The organism is Microtetraspora niveoalba (assembly GCF_001570405.1).
Classification (GTDB): domain Bacteria; phylum Actinomycetota; class Actinomycetes; order Streptosporangiales; family Streptosporangiaceae; genus Microtetraspora; species Microtetraspora niveoalba.
Genome location: NZ_BBYM01000006.1, coordinates 232,454 through 253,401, shown reverse-complemented (window position 1 = coordinate 253,401; position 20,948 = coordinate 232,454). Strand labels below are relative to the sequence as shown.

16 protein-coding genes are annotated in these 20,948 nt (G+C 72.1%); 4 read left to right on the top strand and 12 right to left on the bottom strand.

All coding sequences use genetic code 11. The features are described from left to right. Window positions 1-9: 9 nt before the first annotated feature. From AWQ70_RS06740 to AWQ70_RS06720, 5 genes are all read right to left on the bottom strand, one after another. Window positions 10-1,032, bottom strand: coding sequence for a LacI family DNA-binding transcriptional regulator (locus AWQ70_RS06740; protein WP_067171770.1), 1,023 nt, complete (start codon window positions 1,030-1,032; stop codon window positions 10-12). A gap of 10 nt (window positions 1,033-1,042) precedes the next feature. After that, window positions 1,043-2,674, bottom strand: a complete 1,632-nt coding sequence (locus tag AWQ70_RS06735) for a glycoside hydrolase family 13 protein (RefSeq protein ID WP_067171768.1) — start codon at window positions 2,672-2,674, stop codon at window positions 1,043-1,045. Window positions 2,675-2,750: 76 nt separating this feature from the next. Beyond that, window positions 2,751-3,617 carry a sugar ABC transporter permease gene (locus tag AWQ70_RS06730; protein ID WP_067171767.1) on the bottom strand — a complete coding sequence of 289 codons (867 nt, stop codon included), beginning with the start codon at window positions 3,615-3,617 and terminating at the stop codon, window positions 2,751-2,753. Continuing rightward, window positions 3,614-4,624 (bottom strand): carbohydrate ABC transporter permease, encoded by a 1,011-nt coding sequence (locus AWQ70_RS06725; RefSeq protein ID WP_067171765.1) that lies wholly within the window; start codon window positions 4,622-4,624, stop codon window positions 3,614-3,616. Before AWQ70_RS06725 ends, AWQ70_RS06730 begins: the two co-directional genes overlap by 4 nt. Window positions 4,625-4,627: 3 nt before the next feature. Next, entirely contained in the window at window positions 4,628-5,920 is a 1,293-nt protein-coding gene (locus AWQ70_RS06720) for an extracellular solute-binding protein (RefSeq protein ID WP_067171844.1), read from the bottom strand. A 585-nt stretch (window positions 5,921-6,505) separates the two neighbouring features. Between AWQ70_RS06720 and AWQ70_RS06715 the strand changes: the two genes are divergently transcribed. Next, the gene (locus tag AWQ70_RS06715) at window positions 6,506-7,780 is read left to right on the top strand and encodes an ABC transporter ATP-binding protein (RefSeq protein WP_067171763.1); all 1,275 of its coding nucleotides are present in this window, start codon (window positions 6,506-6,508) and stop codon (window positions 7,778-7,780) included. A gap of 23 nt (window positions 7,781-7,803) precedes the next feature. Here the strand turns inward: AWQ70_RS06715 and AWQ70_RS06710 are convergent, their stop codons facing one another. From AWQ70_RS06710 to AWQ70_RS06680, 7 genes are all read right to left on the bottom strand, one after another. Further along, window positions 7,804-8,463: an ACT domain-containing protein gene (locus AWQ70_RS06710; RefSeq protein WP_067171761.1), complete on the bottom strand. Its 660-nt coding sequence runs from the start codon at window positions 8,461-8,463 to the stop codon at window positions 7,804-7,806. A gap of 307 nt (window positions 8,464-8,770) precedes the next feature. Next, entirely contained in the window at window positions 8,771-9,184 is a 414-nt protein-coding gene (locus AWQ70_RS06705) for a DUF488 domain-containing protein (RefSeq protein ID WP_084516587.1), read from the bottom strand. A gap of 198 nt (window positions 9,185-9,382) precedes the next feature. Next, window positions 9,383-10,372, bottom strand: a complete 990-nt coding sequence (locus AWQ70_RS06700; RefSeq protein ID WP_218004439.1) for an alpha/beta hydrolase — start codon at window positions 10,370-10,372, stop codon at window positions 9,383-9,385. 91 nt (window positions 10,373-10,463) lie between these two features. After that, window positions 10,464-12,272 (bottom strand): glycoside hydrolase family 13 protein, encoded by a 1,809-nt coding sequence (locus AWQ70_RS06695; RefSeq protein ID WP_067171840.1) that lies wholly within the window; start codon window positions 12,270-12,272, stop codon window positions 10,464-10,466. A gap of 2 nt (window positions 12,273-12,274) precedes the next feature. Then, on the bottom strand, window positions 12,275-13,108 hold the full coding sequence (locus tag AWQ70_RS06690; RefSeq protein ID WP_067171757.1) for a sugar ABC transporter permease: 834 nt from the start codon (window positions 13,106-13,108) through the stop codon (window positions 12,275-12,277). Next, window positions 13,108-14,691 carry an ABC transporter permease subunit gene (locus tag AWQ70_RS06685; RefSeq protein ID WP_157529919.1) on the bottom strand — a complete coding sequence of 528 codons (1,584 nt, stop codon included), beginning with the start codon at window positions 14,689-14,691 and terminating at the stop codon, window positions 13,108-13,110. The genes AWQ70_RS06690 and AWQ70_RS06685 overlap by 1 nt, the downstream gene beginning before the upstream one ends. Then, entirely contained in the window at window positions 14,688-16,031 is a 1,344-nt protein-coding gene (locus tag AWQ70_RS06680) for a sugar ABC transporter substrate-binding protein (protein ID WP_245646787.1), read from the bottom strand. Before AWQ70_RS06680 ends, AWQ70_RS06685 begins: the two co-directional genes overlap by 4 nt. A 164-nt stretch (window positions 16,032-16,195) precedes the next feature. Between AWQ70_RS06680 and AWQ70_RS06675 the strand changes: the two genes are divergently transcribed. From AWQ70_RS06675 to AWQ70_RS37395, 3 genes are all read left to right on the top strand, one after another. Continuing rightward, window positions 16,196-17,224, top strand: coding sequence for a LacI family DNA-binding transcriptional regulator (locus AWQ70_RS06675; protein WP_067171755.1), 1,029 nt, complete (start codon window positions 16,196-16,198; stop codon window positions 17,222-17,224). A 56-nt stretch (window positions 17,225-17,280) separates the two neighbouring features. Next, complete coding sequence (locus AWQ70_RS06670; RefSeq protein WP_067171754.1) at window positions 17,281-18,690, top strand: sensor histidine kinase; 1,410 nt, start codon at window positions 17,281-17,283, stop codon at window positions 18,688-18,690. Between the two features lie 169 nt (window positions 18,691-18,859). Further along, a complete protein-coding gene (locus AWQ70_RS37395) occupies window positions 18,860-20,926 on the top strand; it encodes an N-acetylneuraminate synthase family protein (RefSeq protein ID WP_084516586.1) in 2,067 nt (688 codons plus the stop codon). The last annotated feature ends 22 nt before the right edge of the window (window positions 20,927-20,948 follow it).

Here is a 20,948-nt window from a genome sequence, read left to right as displayed (position 1 = left end):
CGGGGGGCGTCAGCGGTTGACGAGCGGGCCCGAGCTGGTCGAGCCGCGGACGACGAGCTCGGGCTGGAAGACGAGCTCCAGGTGCTTGGCGGGAGTGCCGCCGATCTCCTCCAGCAGGGTCTCGACGGCGGCGGTCGCCATCGCGCCGATCGGCTTGCGCACGGTGGTCAGGGGCGGGTCGGTGAAGGCCATCAGCGGCGAGTCGTCGAACCCGACCACCGACACGTCCCCCGGGACGGCCAGCCCGCGCTCGCGGGCGGCGCGGATGGCGCCGAGGGCCATCAGGTCGCTCGCGCACACGATGCCGGTGCAGCCGCGCTCGATCAGCGCGGACGCGGCGGCCTGCCCGCCCTCGACCGAGAACAGCGAGTGCTGGATCAGGTCGTCGACGTCGTCCCTGCCGAGGAGCTGCGCCATCGCCTGGCGGAACCCCTCGATCTTGCGGATCACCGGGACGAAGCGCCGCTGGCCGAGCGCGAGCCCGACGCGCTCGTGCCCGAGGTCGACCAGGTGCTGTACGGCGAGGCGGGCGGCGAGCCGGTCGTCCGGCGAGATGAACGGCGCGTCGATGCCCTCGTTGTAGCCGTCCACGAGCACGATCGGCAGGCCGCGGTCGGTGAGCCGGGTGTAGCGGTCCATCCTGGCCGTGGTGTCGGCGTGCAGGCCGGACACGAAGACGATGCCCGCGACGCCGCGGTCGAGCAGCATCTCGGTGAACTCGTCCTCCGGGGCGCCGCCGGGCTCCTGCGTGCACAGGATCGGGGTGAACCCGTGCTGGGTGAGGGCCTTCTCCACCGCCTGGGCGAACGCCGGGAAGATGGGGTTGCCCAGCTCGGGGATTACCAGGCCGATCAGCCCGTTGCTGCGCTGGCGGAGCCTCTGCGGGCGCTCGTACCCCATGAGGTCGAGCGCCGTGAGCACGGCCTGCCTGGTCGCGGCGGCGACGCCCGCCTTGCCGTTGAGCACCCGGCTCACCGTCGCTTCGCTGACACCTGCCTGAGCCGCGATGTCGGCGAGCCGCGCGTTGGTCATGGGCACAACTTTAGACATTCTCGAGGCTCCACCAGGTGGTGGAATCGGGAGCCAGCCGGACGACGTCGCCGGAAATCACGGGGTCGGCGCTCGCGAGGAGCAGCTCGGCCGCGCCGGGCGGAAGCCCGGCCTCGACCCACTCCCCCGTCATGTTGATCAGGCAGGCGAAGCCTCCGTCGCGGACGAAGGCGAGGGTGCCGGCCGGTGACTCCAGCCACGTGATCGCGCCGTCGCCGAGCGCGGGGTGCTCCCGCCGGATCCGCAGCGCGGCGCGGTACAGGCTGAGCGTGGACGCGGTGTCCCGGAGCTGCGCCTCGACGCTCAGCCCGCGCCAGGCCGGGGGCACCGGCAGCCAGCTCTCGTAGATCCCGGGCGGGGCGAAGCCGAACGGCGGCTCCTCGGTGGCCGTCCACGGCATCGGCACCCGGCAGCCGTCCCGGCCGCTGTCCGGGTCGCGCAGCCGCTGCGGGTCCTGGAGGTACTCCTCGGGCAGGTCGAGCACCTCCGGCAGGCCGAGCTCCTCGCCCTGGTAGAGGTACGCGGAGCCGGGGAGGGCGAGCATGAGCAGGGTGGCCGCCCGCGCGCGGCGCAGCCCGACCGCGCCGCCGCCGTACCGGGTGACGTGCCGCTTGACGTCGTGGTTGGACAACACCCAGGTGGACGGCGCGCCGACGAGCGTCACGGTCTCGAGGGAGACGCCGATCACCTCGCGGAACGCGGCCGCGTCCCAGGGCGTGTTCAGGAAGTGGAAGTTGAACGCCTGGTGCAGCTCGTCGGGCCGGACGTAGTTGGCCAGCCGCTCGGGCGAGGGCGCCCACGCCTCGGCGACGCCGATCCGCTCGCCGTCGTAGGAGTCGAGGATCCGGCGCCAGGATCGGTGGATCTCGTGCACGCCGTCCTGGTCGAAGAACGGGACGATGTCGGTGCCGATCAGCTTCACCTGGCCGGTGTGGCCGACGTCGGGCAGTCCGGCGGCCTTGACCATGCCGTGGGCGACGTCGACGCGGAAGCCGTCCACGCCGAGGTCGAGCCAGAAACGCAGGATGTCGGCGAACTCGGCGTGGACCTCGGGGTGCTCCCAGTTCAGGTCGGGCTGCTCGGGGGCGAACAGGTGCAGGTACCACTGCCCGTCGGGGAGGCGGGTCCAGGCGGGGCCGCCGAAGATGGACTCCCAGTCGTTGGGCGGCAGCTCGCCGCGGGCGCCGCGCCCCTCGCGGAAGATGTAGCGCTCGCGCTCGGGGCTGCCCGGCCCGGCGGCCGCCGCCGCGACGAACCATTCGTGCTGGTCGGAGGTGTGGTTCGGCACCACGTCCACGATCACTTTCAGGCCGTGGCGGTGGGCGTCGTCCAGCAGGGCCTTGGCGTCGGCGAGCGAGCCGAAGATCGGATCGACGTCGCGGTAGTCGGCGACGTCGTACCCGAAGTCGGCCATCGGCGAGGTGAAGAACGGCGTCAGCCAGATCGCGTCCACTCCGAGCTCGGACAGGTAGCGCAGCCGGCTGCGGACGCCGAGCAGGTCGCCGACGCCGTCGCCGTTGCCGTCGGCGAAGCTGCGGACGTACACCTGGTAGATCACCGCGTCCCGCCACCAGCGGGCGGCCGTCTTCCGCGCGGCGGCGGCTTCCTCGACGAGCTCGGTCATTGGGTTCCCCCGATCTTGCGAACAATGCGATATTTCTGCGCCGGCGCACCGGTCGCCCCGGTACGCCGGCGGGCGGTCACGACTTGGTGGCACCCGCGGTGAGGCCGGTCACGAGGTGCCGTTGGACGAGCAGGAAGACGATCGCGGCCGGGATCGCGATCAGCACGGCCGAGGCGGTCAGCAGTCCCCAGTCCGACCAGTGCTGCCCGACGAACTGCTGGAGGCCGACGCCGAGCGTGCGCTTCTCCTCCTGGGACATGAAGACCGTGGCGTACGCCACTTCGCCCCAGGCCGTCATGAAGGAGTAGAACGCGGTCACCGCCAGGCTCGGGCGGGCCAGCGGGAGCACGACCCGCCAGAATGTGCCGAACGGTGTGAGGCCGTCGACCATTCCCGCCTGGTCGATCTCGCGCGGGATCGTGTCGAAGTAGCTCTTCATCATCCAGGCGCAGAACGGCACCGCCACGGTGAGGTAGGCGACGACCAGGCCGGGGATCTGGTTGAGCAGCCCGAGTCCGGCCATCAGGTTGTACAGCGGCACGATGAGGATGGCCACCGGGAACATCTGGGTGACCAGCAGCAGCCACATCACGCCCCGGTGGCCGGGGAAGCGGAACCGGCTGATCGCGTATCCGGTGGTGGAGGCGACGAAGACGCCGAGCACGGTGGTCAGCGCGGCGGCCAGCACCGAGTTGAGCAGCCAGGTCGGGAACGCGGTCTCGCCGAGCACGCGGGCGTAGTTGTCCAGGGAGGGCCGGTTGAAGATCTCCAGCTCGGACGACAACCAGCCGTCGCGCGGCTTGAGCGAGGTCAGCACCAGCCAGACGACCGGGAAGATCGAGATGAGGGTGGCCGCCACGAGGGTGGCGTGCAGCAGGATCGACGCCAGTGGGCCGCGCTCACCGCGGGGGCGTGCCTTCGGGGTCGTCGCGACGGTGCTCACCAGACCTCCCCCTGCCGGCGCAGCGCGCGGCGGTAGACCGTGGCCAGGACCACGAGCAGGGCGAGGATGAGCACGCCCCACGTGGCCGAGCCGGAGTAGTTGCGCACCCCGGTGAACGCCTCGCGGAAGGCGTAGGTCACCAGGATCTCGGTGGAGCTGCCCGGCCCGCCCTTGGTGATCAGGTAGATCACCGGGAACTGGTTGAACGTCCAGATCGTGCCGAGGAGCACGACGGTGCTGGAGACCGAGCGCAGTCCGGGGAGCGTGATGTGCCGGAACCGCTGCCAGGGGGTGGCGCCGTCCACCTCGGCCGCCTCGTACAGCTCGCCGGGGATGGACTGCAGGCCGCCGAGCAGGGCGACCATCATGAACGGCACGCCGAGCCAGACGTTGACCGCGATGACGGCGATCTTGGCGGTGGTCGGGTCGTCCAGCCAGCCGACCGCGCCGAGGCCGGCCGCCTTGAGCATCGCGTTGATGACGCCGTAGTCGCTGTTGAACAGGTAGCGCCAGATGAAGGCGGACACGAAGCCGGGGATCGCCCAGGGCAGGATCAGCAGCACGCGGTAGACGGACCGGCCGCGGACTTTGCGGTGCAGCAGCATCGCCAGGCCGAGGCCGAGGCCGTAGTGGAGGCCGACGCAGACCGCGGTCCACAACACCGTCCAGCCGAGCCGTTCCCAGAACAGGCCGCTGGAGAGGATCGACAGGTAGTTGTCCAGCCCGACGAACTCGTAGGTGGCCGGGATGACGTTGACGCCGATCGTGCGGCCCACGTTGGCCTCGGTGGCGTCGGTGAGCGACAGGTAGACGCCGCGGGCCAGCGGCCAGCCGACCAGCACGCAGGTGACGACGATCACCGGTGCGATCATCGCCCACGCGTACCAGTGCCGGGTCAGGGCCAGGCGGACGCGGCCGGGCTCGCCCCCGCGCCGGCCGCGGGCGCCGTCGGCGCCCGCGGCCCGGTCCCTGGCCGTGCTCGGCACACGCCCAGTCGAGGTCGCCACCGGTCAGCTCCAGTCCTTCATGATCCCGTGGTACTGCTCGTCGACCTGCTTGAGCATGTCCTCGGGCTTGGTGCCGGCCAGCAGCGCCTGGTAGCCCTCCAGCAGCGGCTGGAAGAGCTGCCCGCCCTCAGGGATCCACGGGCGGCCGACCGCGGTGTCGAGGATCGGCTTGAAGATCGCCACGTCGGGGTTGCCCTTGACCTTGGCGTCGTCGAAGCTCGACGCCCGGGTGGGCAGCAGGCCCAGGTCGCCGGAGACCGTGGCGAGCGAGCCCGCCGAGCTCATGAAGCGCAGGAACTCGTACGACGCGTCGATGTTCTTGGACCCGGCGTAGATCGCGAGGTTCCAGCCTCCGGTCGGCGCCCCGGCCTTGACCGAACCGGCCGGGACCGGCGCGATGCCGAGGTTGGTCTTGTCCTTGAACTCCTTGCCCTGGTAGACCTCCGACAACGCCCACGGCCCGTTGTAGATCATCGCGGCCTTGCCGTCCTTCAGCGCGGTCATCGCGTTGGCGTAGCTGTCCTGCAGCGCGGGCTTGGCCGCCGCCCCCGAGGCGACCAGGTCCGCCACCTCCGCCATCGCCTTCGCGTTCTCCGGCGAGTTGACGACGATCTTCTTGTTCTGCACGTCGAGCAGGTCGCCGCCCTCGCCGTAGATGAACGGCAGCAGGAAGTAGGAGTCCACGTTGAGCGCCAGACCGTTCACCCCGGTCTTCGCCTTGATGTCGAGGGCGACCTTCTTCAGCTCCTCGACCGTCTTGGGCGCCTCCTCGTAGCCCGCCTCCTTGAGCAGCTTCTTGTTGTAGAGGAGCGCGAGGGTGTCGGTCACCTGCGGCACCGCGTACGTCTTGCCGTCGTACTTGGTGCTGCTCAGCGGCCCGGCCAGGTAGTCGCTCTCGTTGTCGACGGCGCGGGTGCCGTCCAGCGGCTGCAGGTAGCCGAGGGAGGCGAACTGCGAGGTCCACGCCACCTCCGAGCGGATCACGTCCGGCGCCCCGGTCCCGGCCTGCGCCGCGGTCTGGAACTGGTTCTGCGCCTGGTCGGACGGGACGTTGACGTACTTGACCTTGATCTTGGGGTACGCGGCCTCGAACTCCTTGATGAGCTTCTGGAAGGTCGGGCCCTCGCTGTCCGGGCGGGTGGTGTCCCACCAGGTGATCTCGCCGCTGATCTGCGCGGGGTCGGCGACGGCGGGCTTCGCGGGCGCCGCCGCGTCGCCCGAGTCGCCGCTCCCGCAGGCGGACACCGCGAGAGCGAGGGCCGCGGCAGCCGCCGCGGCCGAGATGACTCGCCGCATGTTGTGCACTCCTCATGGCTCAGGGGGGAACGGCGTCCCGGTGGGGTGGCCGGCACGCCGCGTGTACGCCGGAACGTAACAGCGATGTGAACGGACATGAAACCCCTTGCAGAAAGTTTCTGCAAATTCGTTACATATGCCACTTGACCGGCTGCTCGGCCGATCATCCGACCAATCGCGGGAGCCCCGGCGGGCACGGCGGAGGCGGCGCGCGGGGCACTGAACGGAGAGTGCGGCACCCGCCGGGAACGCGGCGGCGAGAGCGGCGCCGGTCGCCGGAAACGACAGTTCGGCCTTTCTGCAAGTAACCAAAGCCTGTCGATTAACGCCATATACCTGCTATTTACCGCTATTTCACGAACAAACGGATACTCGCTGGTAACTAGGAGATGCCGGGTTTCTCACTGACATGTATGGACACGCGTGGCCAGACGCGATGTACTACCTCATCAATCACACCGATTTCCGGGGTCAGGGCACGTGTGCCCAAGGAGAAGCGAGTCTCCACATGAGCGAGCGCGGCGAGCGGTTCGGCGGGTGCGGCCCGTGCGGACACAGGAACGGGCGGCCAGCCGGGGTGCCGTCATGAGTGCGGTGGTCCTCGACAATGTGACCAAGGTTTACCCGGGCGGATTCCTCGCCGTCGACCGCATGAACCTGCGGGCGGAGGAAGGCGAGTTGCTCGTTCTCCTCGGCCCCTCGGGATGCGGCAAGTCCACGCTGCTGCGGATGATCGCCGGCCTCGAGGAGATCACGTCCGGCGACCTGTGGCTGGGCGGGAAGTTCGCCAACCACCTCGCGCCCCGTGACCGCGACGTCGCCATGGTCTTCCAGAACGGCGCCCTCTATCCCCACCGCACCGTCCGCGGCAACCTCTCCTTCCCGCTGGAGATCGCCAAGGCCGATCCGGACATGACGCGGGAGCGGGTGGTCGAGCTCTCCCGCGCCCTCCACATCGACGAGACGCTCGACCGCCGGCCGGGCACGCTCTCCGGCGGTCAGCGCCAGCGCGTCGCCATGGGGCGCGCGATCGTCCGCCAGCCGTCCCTCTTCCTGATGGACGAGCCGCTGTCCAACCTGGACGCGGGCATGCGCACCGAGCTGCGCATGGAGATCTCGTCGCTGGTGCGCGCGCTCGGCGTCACCACCGTGTACGTCACGCACGACCAGGTCGAGGCGCTGACCCTGGCCGACCGGATCGCGATCATGAACCGGGGCGTCCTGCAGGACATCGGCACGCCGGCGCAGGTGTACAACGACCCGGCCACCGCGTTCACCGCCGCGTTCCTGAGCTCGCAGCAGCTCAACCTGCTCGCCGCGACCGTGCGCACCCCGCAGAACCAGTACATCCTGCTCGACTTCGGCCCGCACCAGATCACGATGCCGTGGAGCGATCCACGCGCGTACGCCGTGTCGCAGCACACCGGGTCGCAGATCATCGTCGGCATCCGCCCGGACGCCCTGACCCCGGTCCCGGAGCAGACCGAGGGGCCCAGCTTCTTCGGGCGGGTCCGGACGCTGGAGTACCACGGCCACGAGTGGCTCGCGTACCTGGAGGCCGGGATCCCCGCCGTGACCGTCCCCGAGCCGCCCGACCCCCGGCACAACGCGTACGCGGGCGGCGCGGGCGGGAGCCGGGCCCGGTCCATGATGCGCCGCCTGTGGGGCGCGGGGGACGGCGCGGCCGACCGCGCGCCCGCGCCGCCGATCGGCGGCACCCACCGCAGGGCGGACCTGGTGGTACGGCTCGGCGGGCGGCCCGTCTGGCGGGCGGGCGAGCACGGCCGGGTGGCGGTGGACGTGTCCCGGCTCATGTTGTTCACCCAGACGGGCAACCGGATCGACCCGCCCCGGCGCTGAGGGCTCCCGGCGGCCGGGTGCGGCTAGGCCCTGACCCCGGGCCGGACCAGGACCTCGACGAGGTTCATCAGGCGGGTCATCCGGTCCAGCTCGACCCGGTGGAAGGCGGGGCCCTGGCTCCTGGCCACCACGAGGTGCAGGCCGTCCTCGCCCATCAGGGACGGCAGCGGCACGCTGATCAGGTGCAGCGGGCCGTCCAGGGTGAGCGACGACGGGCGGATCGGGGTCAGCTCCGCGCGCCGGCCCGCCCAGGTCTCCGGCCATGTCACCGTCCCCGGCGCCTGCCAGCTCCCGTGGACGAGGCCTCCGTCGACGGCGTTCACCGCCACCGCCCAGTCGGCGCTCACCAGGTCGGGCACGGCGTCCACGAGCGTCGGCAGCGCCCGGCCCGGGTCGGCGGCGACATGGCCGAGGAGGTCGTAGTCCGGGGTGGCCCCGGGCGCCTCCCGGGTGCGCCAGGCGGCCTCGACCCGGGTGCCGGGCACGACGCTCACCCGCTCGCGCAACTCCTCCGCGCTGAGCACCCCGCTCCAGGACACGGTGAAGTCGTCGATCGCCCGTCCCGCGTCCCGTTCGAGCACCGTGACCTGCAGAATGTCCGCTCCCATGACCCCGAAGGCCCGGGCCACCTGGCCGAGCACCCCGGGCCGGTCCGGCAGCGAAACGCGCAGCCGCAGCAGCATCGGCGTCCCCCTCTCTTCCGGCCCACACGTTTCCCGAACTGTCCCCGAACTGCCCGGAACCGCTCCCAACTGTGCCGGAAAGAGGTTTCGGGCATGTTCCCGGCAGATGTCGGGCGTGCTGCCGGCACCGGCGCGCGAGGCGGCACGGTGCGGCACGGTCCGGCGCGCGGACCGCGTCCCGGTCCGCCTCCGAGGCCGGCTCCTCGTTCAGGCTCCCGTTCGGGATCTCCTTCGGGATCTCGTGTCAGGGTCTCGGCCAGGGGCGTCGGTCAGGTCGGCCGGGCGCCCGCCGGGTCGCGGGGCGGGGTCAGGGGTTCTCCTTCAGCCACTCCGCGAGGACGGCCGCCTGGCTGTGCCCGAGGTCGCGCGTCGCGGTGAGCAGGGTCAGCTCTCCGTGGCCGGCGAGATCCCGCAGATGCTCCGCCGCCCGCCTGCGGTCGGGCTCGCCCAGCTCGGCCAGGTAGCGCCGGCGGAACTCCGGGAAGCGGCTCGGCTCGTGGCCGTACCACCGGCGCAGTTCGGTGGACGGCGCGACGTCCTTCAACCACTCGTCGACGTGCGCCTCCTCCTTGCGCATGCCGCGTGGCCACACCCGGTCGACCAGGACACGTACGCCGTCCGAGGGCGAGGCGTCCTCGTAGATCCTCCGGCAGGCGACGGCCGGTCGTGCGCTCCTCCGCGCGGCGTGCGGTGCGTGGTGCCCGGTTCGGTGGTTCGTCATGGTGGCGTCCCCCTGGCAAGCCGAGTTCGCGCGCTCAGGTGCGTCCATTTTATCCGCCTAAAGTCGTTTTTTCGTGAAATGACGGCACGGGTACGGCGATGCGGAAGGCGAGACTGTTCATCGCGCCGCGTCTCATCGCGCCGCGTCCGGGCACGATCGTCGGCGCGCGTTCATCGGCACTCGTTCGTCGGCACTCGTTCATGCGGGAGGCAGCAGCAGGGGCAGCGCGCGTTCGAGGGCGCGGGTCCAGTACGGCCAGCGGTGGGTGCCGGGCCCGTAGAAGTCGGTGCGGACGTCGACGCCCGCCCGGGCCGCCGCGGCCGCGAAGCGGCGGTTCTGCCGCAGGATCGCGGCCTCGCCCGCGTCGGTCGTCGCGCCGGGCGCGTCAAGGGGGCCCGCCCCGCCGTCCCCGCAGGACACGTACAGCCGCGTCCCCTTGAGCGCCGCGACCAGGTCGGCGGGGTTGTGCGCGCGCCAGCCCGCGCCGTCCGGCCCCGGCTCGCCCCAGATGTCGCGGGGGTCGGCCCCCCTCTCCCGCAGGTACGTCCCGAACCCGGCCGGATCGGCCCGGATGTCCAGCACGCCGGAGAACGACGCGGCGGCCTCGAAGACCCCGGGATGCCGCGCGGCGTAGCCCATCGCGCCGTGGCCTCCCATGGACAGGCCCGCGATCGCCCGCCGGCCGCCGACGCCGTACATCGGCTCGACCAGGCGGCGGACCTCCTCCATGTGGAACGTCTCCCAGGCGGGGCCGCTGCGCCAGTCGGCGTACCAGCCCATCGGGCCGCCTTCGGGGATGACGACGACGGCGGGGAGGCCGGCGGTCACCCGGTCGGCGTCGCCGCGGGAGAGCCATTCGTCCCTTCCGGAGCCGCAGCAGCCGTGCAGCAGATAGAGCGCAGGCCAGCCGGTGGAGCCCTCCGTCCAACCCTTCGGCTTCAGCACCCAGACGTTCGCGGGACGTCCCAGCGCGGCCGACCGGATGGTCAGCCGTTCCGCCCGGCCGCCCTCCCGCTCGCGCGCGGTCACGGCGGCCCCGCCGCCGTCCGCCGCCGCGTGTGACGGTGCGGCGGGCGGGGTCGTGCCGGCGCCCGCGGGGACGGCGGGCGTGGCCCCGCAACCGGACAGGGCGGCGGTGAGAACCAGCGCCGCCGCCATGCGCGGGAGCCTCGTGAGTGTCCGCTTCACGAAGCACTCCTGTCACATCACGCCCGTCCGGTCAACCCCCGGCATCCGCGCGGAAGGCGGGACGGGCGCGGAGACGGGCGCGGAGACGGGCTCAGTGAAGCCGCCAGACGTGGAAGGCCGGGCCGTCCGAGGGCAGGACGTGCGCGCCGTCCTCGCCGGCGACGAGTTCCGCCGAGCCGTACACCGGCACGCCCCCGGAGCCGAGCGGCAGCCGTACGGGGTCGTGCGGGGCGCGCGCGGCGAGCACGAGCAGCCGCTCCCCCGCGCGTTCCCTGAGGAAGACCAGCGCGTCCTCCGAGGCGTGCAGCCAGCGCAGGCCGCCGTGCCGCAGGGCGTCCTCCCGGCGGCGCAGCGCCGCCAGGTCGCGGTACGCGGCGAGCGTGCGGGTGTCCCAGGTGTCCTGCCGGTCCCAGGGCATCGTGCGGCGGCCGTCCTCGCCCCAGGCGCCCTCGAGGCCGATCTCGTCGCCGGCGAAGACCATCGGGGTGCCCGGGAGGGTGAACATCAGGCCCGCCGCGACCTCCACGAGAGCGCGGTCGCCGCCGCAGACCGTACGGATCCTGGCCGTGTCGTGGGAGCCGAGGAGCGACCACGAGTGCGTGAGGGACCGCCAGGACGACTGCGCGGCGAAGGAGCGCATCGTGGCGACGAGCCGGTCGCCGCCGAGGCGCGGGACGGGCGCGGGCACGCCGAGGAAGGGCAGCCGGACGCCGGGCCCGCGCAGCCAGCTCCACACGGGACGGGTGAACCCCGCGTAGTTCATCGTCCCGTGCCAGCCGTCGGCGTCGAGGTCGCCGGAGGCGTCGTGGGCGTGCTCGGCGACCACCAGCGCCTCGGGGTTCTCCTCCGCCACCGCCCGCCGGAAACGCGCGGCCACCTCGCGGGTGAGGTCGGTCTCGCGCAGCCGGGCGGTCATGTTGGCGACGTCGACGCGCCAGCCGTCCAGGCCGAAGCGGAGCCAGCGGCGGACGACCGAGTCGTCCGCCTCGACCATGGCCCGGGCGACCATGGCGCTCGTCCAGTCGAGCTTCGGCAGCGACGCGACGCCCATCCACGCCTCGTAGCCGAGTCCCTCGTCGCCGAAGACGAACATCTCCCGCTCCGGCGCCTCCTTGTCCGCCAGCGCGGCCCGGAACCAGGGGTGCGTGTGGCCGCAGTGGTTCGTGGTGACGTCGCCGATGATCCGCATGCCGTACGCGTGCGCCTCGTCCACGAGCCTGCGGTACGCGGCGTCGCCGCCGAGCAGGGGGTCGACCTCGGCGAACGACGAGGCGTTGTACCGGTGGTTGGACGGGGCGGGGAAGACCGGGGTCAGGTAGAGCGTGTTCGCGCCGAGCGCGGCGACGTGCCCGAGCCGCTCCCGCACGCCGTCCAGGTCGCCGCCGAAGATCTGGACGGACGTGGAGGGGCCGCTCCCCGCGACCGGGTCGTCCCAGCCGCGCTCCTCCGCCCAGGCGGGGAGCGCGCGCGGCGCGGAGGAGGAGCGGGCGAACCGGTCGGGGAAGATCTCGTAGACCACGGCGTCGCGGGCCCACTCCGGCGGCGCGGCGTGGGTGAGCAGCCGGAAGTCGCCCGCGTCCGGCACGTCGTTGCCGTGCAGCCCGGCGCCGTTCAGCCAGCGGTAGCCCGGCGAGCCGGGCGATCCGGCGAGCAGGAAGCGGTAGCGCGTGACCGGGTTGCGCGCGACCACGTCGGCCCGCCACCAGATCTCGTGCTCGGTCTCCCTGTCGATGACCGCTTCGGCGAAGTGCGGCTCGCCGTCGGGCGTCGAGCGGACGTACACGCCGCTCCTGTGCTCCCTCGGCGTACGGACGAACACGGCGACCGTCTCACCCGGCTCAGGCGCGAGCGTGCTGACGTGGTCGGCCGAGCCGTCGTGGTGGAATCCCCGATCGAGCATCTTCATCCCTTCACTGCGCCCGCGGTGAGCCCGTGGACGATGTATCTCTGCAGGAACTGGAACACGAGGACCGTCGGTATCGCGGTGAGCAGCGTGCCGACGGCGAACATGCCGAAGTTGGCGTTGCGCTGGTCGGCGAGGAGGCCGAACAGCCCGACCGCGAGCGTGCGGGCGTCGTCGCCGGTGAGGAAGACGCTCGCGATGAGGAACTCGTTGATCGTGGCGATGAACACGAGCAGGCCGCTGATCGCCAGCACCGGCGCGGCGAGCGGCAGGACGACCCGGAGGAACGCCTGCGTGTGGGTGCAGCCGTCGATCATCATCGCGTCGTCGAGCTCCTTCGGGATCGAGTCGAAGAAGCCCTTGATCAGCCAGGTGTTCACCCCGACCTGGCCGCCGATGTAGAGCAGGACGACGCCCCAGACGCTGTTCAGCCCGAAGACGGGCCAGTTGTCGCTGATCGCGCTGAAGATCACGTACAGCGGGACGATCGCGAGGAACTGCGGGAACGCCTGGATGACGAGCAGGCTCACCAGGCCGACGCGCCGCCCGGCGAAGCGGAACCTGCTGAACGCGTACGCGGCGAGGGCCGCGACGGCGACGGCCAGCGCGGCGGTCAGCCCGGCGACGACGACGGAGTTGCGGTACCACGTCCAGAAGCGGGTCTCCTCGAACAACCGGAGGAGGTTCCCGAGGCCGGCGCCGCGCGGGACGAGGGCGGTCGAGCTGAGCGTCCCGATCGGGTTGAGCGCGGCCGACACCACGAACACGATGGGCAGCACCGCGAACGCCGTGACGAGGACGGCGGCGGCGTGCCGCCACACGATCGCCCGCATCAGCTCACCTCCTTGAACGCCCGGGTACGCCGGAAGCCGATGATCGAGATCACCGCGACGATCAGGTAGACGTAGATCGACATCGCCGCGGCCAGGCCGTACTGCGCGCCCTGCTGGCCGAAGGCGAGCCGGAACGTGTAGGTGATCAGCAGGTCGGTGGCGCCGACCGTGGGGTTGTCCGACGGGAACGGCCCGCCCGAGGTCACCAGGAAGATCCCGTTGAAGTTGTTGAAGTTGAACGCGAACGACGACACGAGCAGCGGCGCGAGCGCGAGGAGCAGCAGCGGCAGGGTGACCTTCCTGAACCGCTGCCAGGGGGAGGCGCCGTCGACTTCGGCCGCCTCCATGTACTCCCGGGGGATCGTCTGCAGCGCGCCCGTCGCGACCAGGAACATGTACGGGAACCCCAGCCAGAGCTGGACGAGCAGCACCGACAACCGCGCGGTGAACGGCGTGCCGAGCCAGTCGGTGTGCAGGCCGAGCATCCGGTTGATCAGGCCGAAGTCCGTGTTGAACATGTCACGCCACACGAGCAGCATCGCGAACGCGGGCATCGCGTACGGCAGCACGATCAGGGTCCGGTACGCGCGGACGCCGCGCATCCGCGGATGGTGCAGCACCAGGGCGGCGGCCAGGCCCAGCGCGGCGGTGAGCGCGACGACCGCGATGGCGTAGAACAGGTTCCACGCGAAGACGCCGGCGAAGTGCGCGTTGATCTTCGGGTTGGTCAGGGCCGCGCCGAGGTTGGACAGGCCGACGCCGACCTTCCATCCCTGCGGGAGCGCCCTGCCGTCCTCGGCGACGAACCTGCCCTGCTCCTCGTCGGACCTCCAGATCCCGCCGTCGCCCTTCACGCAGTCGCAGCCGGCGTCGTAGGCGAGCGCGGCCGTGCCCCGGTAGGCGCGGCTCAGCCCCTGGCTCCGGATCGCCCCGCCCTCGACGGGCACCGCCAGCGCGGTGATCTCCGCGCTCCGCGCGGACGCCTGGGCCGCCGTCAGGACCGTGTACCCCTCGGCGGCGGTGATCCGCCCGCCGGGGCCGAGGGACGCGCCGCCGATCTCGCGCAGCCCGTCCTCGGTCCCGGCGTACGCGGCGCGCGTGGCCGGGTCGGCCAGCAGGAAGACGAGCGCTCCGTCCTTCTCCGCCACGGTGAGGCGGAACTCGGCCGAGTCCGCCGCACGCCGTACGGACGACGTCTCGATCGCGGTGATCGCCTCGCTCTTGGTGCCGAGGTGCCCGTCGCCGGTGTTGGTGAGGGCGAGCGACATCGTGTAGAGGACGGGGAACACCTGGAAGGCCACCAGGAGGAACGTGGTGGGCAGCAGGTACTTGGCGGGCAGCCGGCGCGGGATCAGGTAGGCCCAGAGGGCGACGCCGGTCGCCACCGCGGTGATCGCCATGCCGGTCCAGTCCCCGGAGGAGACCAGCGGGGCGGCGGCCCACAGGGCGACGCCGAGGATCAGGCCCAGGGCGAGGACGCGGACGGCGACGCCCGAGGCCGAGCCGGGCCAGCTCCGCGCGCGCGGGTGCGCCGCGCCGGTCCCCGCCCGGTCGTGCCGGGCGGGGTTCCGTGTGATCGTCATCCGGTTCGCCCGAGCTGCTCGGCGATGGCCCTGCCCGCGGCCTTCACGGCGGGGGCGACCTTCTCGCCCTTGACCACGGCGTGGATCAGCGTGTTGAACGGCCCCCAGACGGCGACCATCTGCGGGATCGCGGGCAGTGGCACGCCGTTCTCCGCGGCGGCCTCGAACTTGGCGACGTCGGGGTCCTTGGCCGACGCGTACGCCAGGGCGCTCTTGAGCGCGGGCATGCGCGGCTCGGCGTCGAACAGCGCCTGGGACACCTCGGGCGAGGCCAGGGTGTTGGTGACGAACTCCTGCGCGAGGGCCTTGTTCCTGCCCTTGCTCGCCACGAAGAACGCCTGGACGCCGACGAAGCTGCGGGCGGGGCCGCCGCCCTTGAACCCGGGCACGGGGGTGACGTCGTACTTCACGCCCGCGGTGCGCACGTCGGCCAGCCGCCAGGGCCCGGAGACCATGAACGCGGTCTTGCCCTCGGCGAAGAGCGCGGCGGAGTTGTCGGAGGTGAGGGAGCGCTTGAGCGCGCCCGCGCCCTTCTCCCCGAACTCGGCCACCCTCTCGAAGGCGGCGATCGACTCGGGCGTGCCGACGCCGAGGTCGGCCGGGTCCGGGTCGCCGTTCGGCGTGGTCCCGAACAGGTGGCCGCCGCCGGAGGTGTAGAGGGGGTACATGTGGTAGGTGTCGCCGGACTGGCCGTCCTGCTGGCTGATCGGGTAGCCCACGATCTCCTTGACCTCGCCGGCCGCCTTGAGCTTCGCGCCGGTGGCGACCAGCTCGTCGAAGGTCTTCGGCGCCTCGGGCGCCAGGTCGGTGTTGCGGTACAGCGCCAGGTTCTCCACCGCGTACGGCACGCCGTAGACCTGCCCGTCGTAGGTGACGGCCGAGCGGGCGACGTCCACGTACCCGTCGAGCTGGTCCCGGGGCATCTGGATGGGGTCGATCAACCCGTTCTGGACCAGGTTGCCGATCCAGTCGTGGGCGCCGACGAGGACGTCGGGGCCCTTGCCCGCCTGGGAGGCGGTGACGAAGGTCTGCTGCTGGTTCTGGGCGACCACGACGATGTCGGCCTTGACGCCGTTCTCCTTCGCGAAGGCGTCGGCGAACGGCTTGAGGGTCTCGGACCGCTTCTGGTCGGCCCAGATGGTCAGCGTGGCGTTCTCGGCGGCCTCGGCGTTCTCGGCGTTCTCGGCGGGCGCCGCCGAGGAGGCCTCGCCGGTCGCGGTGCCGCCGCCGGCGCCGCCGCCGCAGGCGGTCAGCGCCAGGCAGGCGGCCAGGCCGAGGGCCAGACCGGAGACCAGGCGCGGGGCCGGACGGGGAGCGAGCGCCTCGAAGATTCTGCGCACAGCATTGCTCCAGGGAAGGAGGGAGGGCCGGAGCCCTGGATGGGGGGAACCGCGCGGTGTGCGGAGAAGTTAACAAGACCTTTCAGTTCCTGAAAGACGTTGCACAAAATTGCTGCAATGTTTCAGGATTCCTTGCGACGTTCCAGCGAGCGGATCGGATCCCCATGGCAGTACGACTCGACGACATCGCCCGGCAGGCGGGCGTCAGCAAGGCGACCGTCTCCCGCGTGCTGAACGAGCGCCCGGGAGTGAGCGCGAGCGCGCGAAGGGCGGTGATCACCGCGCTGGACGTGCTGGGCTACGAGCGCCCGAGCGCGTTGCGGCCGCGCAGCTCGGGGCTCGTCGGGCTGATCGTCGCCGAGCTGCAGAATCCCGTCTTCCCGCTGTTCGCGCAGGTCATCGAGAGCAATCTGGCGCGGCACGGCTACACCGCCGTGCTCGGCACCATGACGCCCGAGGGCGCCGGCGAGGACGAGTACGTCGGCATGCTGCTGGACCGGGGCGTCTCCGGCATCGTCTTCGTCTCCGGGCTGCACGCCGACACCACGATCGACCGCTCCCGCTACGAGGACCTCAGGCGGCAGCGCATGCCGATCGTGTTCGTCAACGGCGAGCTGCCCGGCCTCGCCGTACCGACCCTGTCGTGCGACGACGGCGTCGCGGGGCGGATCGCGGCCCGGCACCTGATCGACCTCGGCCACCGCAGGATCGGCTTCCTGAGCGGGCCCGCCCGCTACTCCCCCGTCCGGCGGCGGCTCGCCGGGTTCCGCCAGGCCATGCGGGAGCTGCTCGGTCCCGGCGCGGACGACCTCGTCGAGCTCACCACGTTCGACGTCACCGGCGGCCAGGCGGCCGCGAACTGGCTGCTCGAACAGGGCGCGACCGCGCTCGTCTGCGGCAGCGACCTGATGGCGCTCGGCGCGATCCGGGCGGCGCGGCGGCGCGGGCTGCGCGTGCCCGAGGACGTCTCCGTGGTCGGGGCGGACGACTCGTTGCTGATGTCGTTCACCGATCCGCCGCTCACGACGGTCCGCCAGCCCGTCCTGGCGATCGGCGTGGCCACCGTGCGCACCCTCATCGACGAGATCAGGGGCCGGGGCGGCAAGGCGGCGGAGCACCTGTTCGAGCCGGAGCTCGTCGTACGGGCCTCCACGGCGCATGCTCCCCCGATGCGGCACTTTGACCAGGTTTAGTCAGATCTTTCCTGTGTCACTAATCCGCCTGGGATCACGGTCAGTACCCTCAAGAAATGTCCCTCCCCTGGTTGCGGGGGCTGTCGATACACGCCCGCCTGACACTGATCACGACCGTCGTCGCCCTGCTCGTACTCATCCCGCTCGGGATCGGCGCGGACGTCGCGATCCGGCGTGCCATCAGCGGGCAGCGGTGGGAGGAGGCGCGGCTGACCGCCTCCAGGGTCGCGGCCGACGTACGCCAGGGCACGCTGCACAACCCCATCCGCACGAACAAGAAGTCGACCCTGGTCCAGGTCGTCACCCCGGACCGGCGGGTCGTCGCCTCCAGCGAGGCCGCGCGCGGCCTGGCGCCGCTGACTCGGAGCTGGCCGAATCCGGACAACAGGTTCGTCGAGTCCTTCGTCTGCACCCTGCCGCACGGGGCCTGCGCCTACGTGGCCGCGCTGCGCACCGGCAAGGACCCGGGCTCGCCCGTCGCCCTCGTGGCCCGCCCTGAACCCCTGATCACGTCCACCCACCTGCTGGAACTGATCGTCGCCGGCGTGGTGGCGCTGCTGACGGCCGTCATCGCCTGGGTGGCATGGAAGATCGCCGGGCGCGCGCTGCGTCCGGTGGAGGAGATCCGGACGCAGCTCGCGGCGATCAGCGGCAGCGATCTGAGCGCCCGGGTGCTCGAACCGCCCGGCAAGGACGAGATCGCCCGGCTGGCCCGCACCGTCAACGACGCGCTGGCGCGGCTGGAGCGGTCGGTCACCCAGCAGCGGCAGTTCGCCGCCGACGCCTCGCACGAGCTGCGCACCCCGATCACCGGGATCTGCGCCCAGCTCGAGAGCGCGATGCCGCATCCCGAGGACCATCCCGAGGCGATGAAGGCGGCGCTGCGCGACACCAAGCGCCTTGAGGCGATCATGAGCGATCTGCTGTTCCTCGCCCGCGTGGGCACGACTGACCGCTCCATGCGGGAGAAGGTCGACCTCGGCGCGCTGGTCACCCACGAGGTCGGGCGCCGCCGGTCGGGACCGGTCGAGATCGACCTGCGGGCCGCGCCCGAGGTGACGGTCAGCGGCGTGAGCACCCACCTGTCCCGGGTGCTGGTCAACCTGCTGAACAACGCGGAACGGCACGCCAAGAGCCTCATCGTGGTCGAGGTCCGCCGCGAGGGCGACGAGGCCGTGCTCGCCGTGGGCAACGACGGGGACCCGATCCCGGCCGCGGACCGCGAGCGCATCTTCGAGCGGTTCACCCGGCTCGACGCGGCGCGCGGCAGGGACCAGGGCGGCACCGGTCTCGGCCTGGCCATCGCCCGCGAGGTCATCCAGGCCCACCACGGGAGCATCCGGGTGGAGGACACCGACAACGGCGCGCTGTTCGTCACCAGGCTGCCGATCACGTCCTGCACGGAACACGGCCCGGAGCACGGTCCGGAGCACGGCGCCGGACAGGACACCGGCCCGCACTCCTGACCGCCGGCCCCGGTCAGGCGGCGTACGGCGGGCCCGCGTACGGAAAGTTAAGGCGGGCGCCCCTGCGCGTTCAGCTCCGGCTCCCCCTGCGTGACATCCCCCTGGCTAGGTTCTGGGGCACCCCCGGACACCGGGGCGTCGTCGCAGGTAGGTCGTCGAAGGAGTGCCCGTGCGAGTCCTGGCCGTTGTCCCCGCCCGTGGCGGTTCGGTGGGCGTGCCGCTGAAGAACCTGGAGAAGGTCGGCGGGGTGCCGCTGGTGGCCCGGGCCGTCCACGCGTGCCTGCGGGCCGGGCGTGTCGACGAGGTCGTGGTCAGCACCGACCACGAGGGCATCGCCGCGGTCGCGCGCGAGGCGGGCGCCCGGGTCGTCGAACGGCCCGCGGAGCTGAGCGGGGCCGCCGCGTCCAGCGAGTCGGCCGTGCTGCACGCGCTCGACACGCTCCCCGAGGACCCCGAGGTGGTTCTCCTCGTGCAGTGCACCAGCGCGTTCATCGACGCGGACGACCTGGACGCCGCGGTCGGCCGCGTCCTCGACGGCCACGCCGACGTCGTCTTCTCCGGGATGGAGACCTACGAGTTCGTGTGGACGGGCGCGGGGGCGGGCGTCAACCACGACCCCGCCGCCCGGCCGCGGCGGCAGGACCGCGAGCCGCACTTCCGCGAGACCGGCGCCTTCTACGTCATGCGGGCGGCGGGCCTGCGCGAGCACGGCCACCGCTTCTTCGGCCGGGTCGTCGTCCAGCCCGTCCCGGCCCGGCACGCCGTGGAGGTCGACACCCCGGAGGACCTGGAGATCGTCCGGGCGCTCGCGCCGTTCGTGGACGAGCCGCTGCCGATCGACGTGGACGCCGTGGTCACCGACTTCGACGGGGTGCACACCGACGACCGGGCGTACGTCGACTCCGACGGGCGCGAGATGGTCGCGGTCAGCAGGTCCGACGGGATGGGGGTGGCACTGCTCAAGCGCTCCGGCGTCCGGCTGCTCGTGCTCTCGACGGAGCGCAACCCCGTGGTGACGGCCCGCGCCCGCAAGCTCGGCGTCCCCGTGCTGCAGGGGCTGAACGCCAAGGAGACCGCGCTGCGGGACTGGCTGGCGATCGAGGCGCTGGACCCGGCCCGCGTCGCGTACGTCGGCAACGACGTCAACGACCTCGGCTGCATGGCGCTGGTCGGCTGGCCGGTCGCGGTCCCCGACGCCCATCCGCGGGTCCGGGCGGCCGCCCGGGTCGTGCTCGGCCACGCCGGCGGGGCGGGAGCCGTACGGGAGTTGTGCGACCGGGTGCTCGCGGCGCGGCCCGCGGGCTCGGACGCCGCCGAGCGGACGCCGCGCCGGGTGGCCCGGCCGGAGCTGCGGGTCAAGGGCGAGCCGGTGCGGATCGGCGGGGAGCTGGTCGGCCCCGGCCTGCCGGTGTACGTGATCGGCGAGATCGGCATCAACCACAACGGCGACCTCGACATCGCGCGCCGGCTGATCGACGTCGCGGCGGACGCGGGCTGCCAGGCGGTCAAGTTCCAGAAGCGGACTCCCGAGATCTGCGTGCCGCCCGAGCAGCGCGGCCAGATGCGCAGCACGCCGTGGGGGGAGATGACCTACCTCGACTACAAGATCCGGACCGAGTTCGGCCGGGACGAGTACGCGGCGATCGCCCGGCACTGCGCGGCGCGCGGCGTCGACTGGTTCGCCTCGCCCTGGGACGTCCCCTCCGTGGAGTTCCTGGAGGGGATGGACGTCGTCGCGCACAAGGTGGCCTCCGCCAGCGTGACCGACCACGAGCTGCTGCGCGCCCTCGCGGCCACCGGCAAGCCGATCATCCTCTCGACCGGCATGTCCACGATCGAGGAAATCGACCGGGCGGTGGAGATCCTCGGGACCTCGGGTCTGGTGCTGATGCACGCGACCTCCACGTACCCGCTGCCTCCGGAGGAGGCCAACCTGCGCACGATCGTCACGCTCCGCGAGCGGTACGGCGTGCCGGTCGGCTACTCGGGCCACGAGCGCGGCCTGCAGATCTCCCTGGCGGCGGTCACCCTCGGCGCGGTGGCCGTCGAGCGGCACATCACCCTCGACAGGACGATGTGGGGCTCCGACCACGCCGCCTCGCTGGAGCCGAGCGGGCTGGAGCACCTGGTCCGGGACATCCGCATCATCGAGTCCGCGCTGGGAGACGGCGTCAAGCGCGTCTTCCCGGGCGAGGAGGCGCCCCGCGCCCGCCTGCGCCGCGTCGCCGCACAGTGACGGAACCGACGGCCGGCGGGCC

Excerpts from the sequence above, each read along its gene's own strand:
- AWQ70_RS06740 (WP_067171770.1), bottom strand. The coding sequence starts at position 1,032 with ATGACCAACGCGCGGCTCGCCGACATCGCGGCTCAGGCAGGTGTCAGC.
- AWQ70_RS06735 (WP_067171768.1), bottom strand. The coding sequence starts at position 2,674 with ATGACCGAGCTCGTCGAGGAAGCCGCCGCCGCGCGGAAGACGGCCGCC.
- AWQ70_RS06720 (WP_067171844.1), bottom strand. The coding sequence starts at position 5,920 with ATGCGGCGAGTCATCTCGGCCGCGGCGGCTGCCGCGGCCCTCGCTCTC.
- AWQ70_RS06715 (WP_067171763.1), top strand. The coding sequence starts at position 6,506 with ATGAGTGCGGTGGTCCTCGACAATGTGACCAAGGTTTACCCGGGCGGA.
- AWQ70_RS06710 (WP_067171761.1), bottom strand. The coding sequence starts at position 8,463 with ATGCTGCTGCGGCTGCGCGTTTCGCTGCCGGACCGGCCCGGGGTGCTC.
- AWQ70_RS06705 (WP_084516587.1), bottom strand. The coding sequence starts at position 9,184 with ATGACGAACCACCGAACCGGGCACCACGCACCGCACGCCGCGCGGAGG.
- AWQ70_RS06695 (WP_067171840.1), bottom strand. The coding sequence starts at position 12,272 with ATGCTCGATCGGGGATTCCACCACGACGGCTCGGCCGACCACGTCAGC.
- AWQ70_RS06690 (WP_067171757.1), bottom strand. The coding sequence starts at position 13,108 with ATGCGGGCGATCGTGTGGCGGCACGCCGCCGCCGTCCTCGTCACGGCG.
- AWQ70_RS06685 (WP_157529919.1), bottom strand. The coding sequence starts at position 14,691 with ATGACGATCACACGGAACCCCGCCCGGCACGACCGGGCGGGGACCGGC.
- AWQ70_RS06675 (WP_067171755.1), top strand. The coding sequence starts at position 16,196 with ATGGCAGTACGACTCGACGACATCGCCCGGCAGGCGGGCGTCAGCAAG.
- AWQ70_RS06670 (WP_067171754.1), top strand. The coding sequence starts at position 17,281 with ATGTCCCTCCCCTGGTTGCGGGGGCTGTCGATACACGCCCGCCTGACA.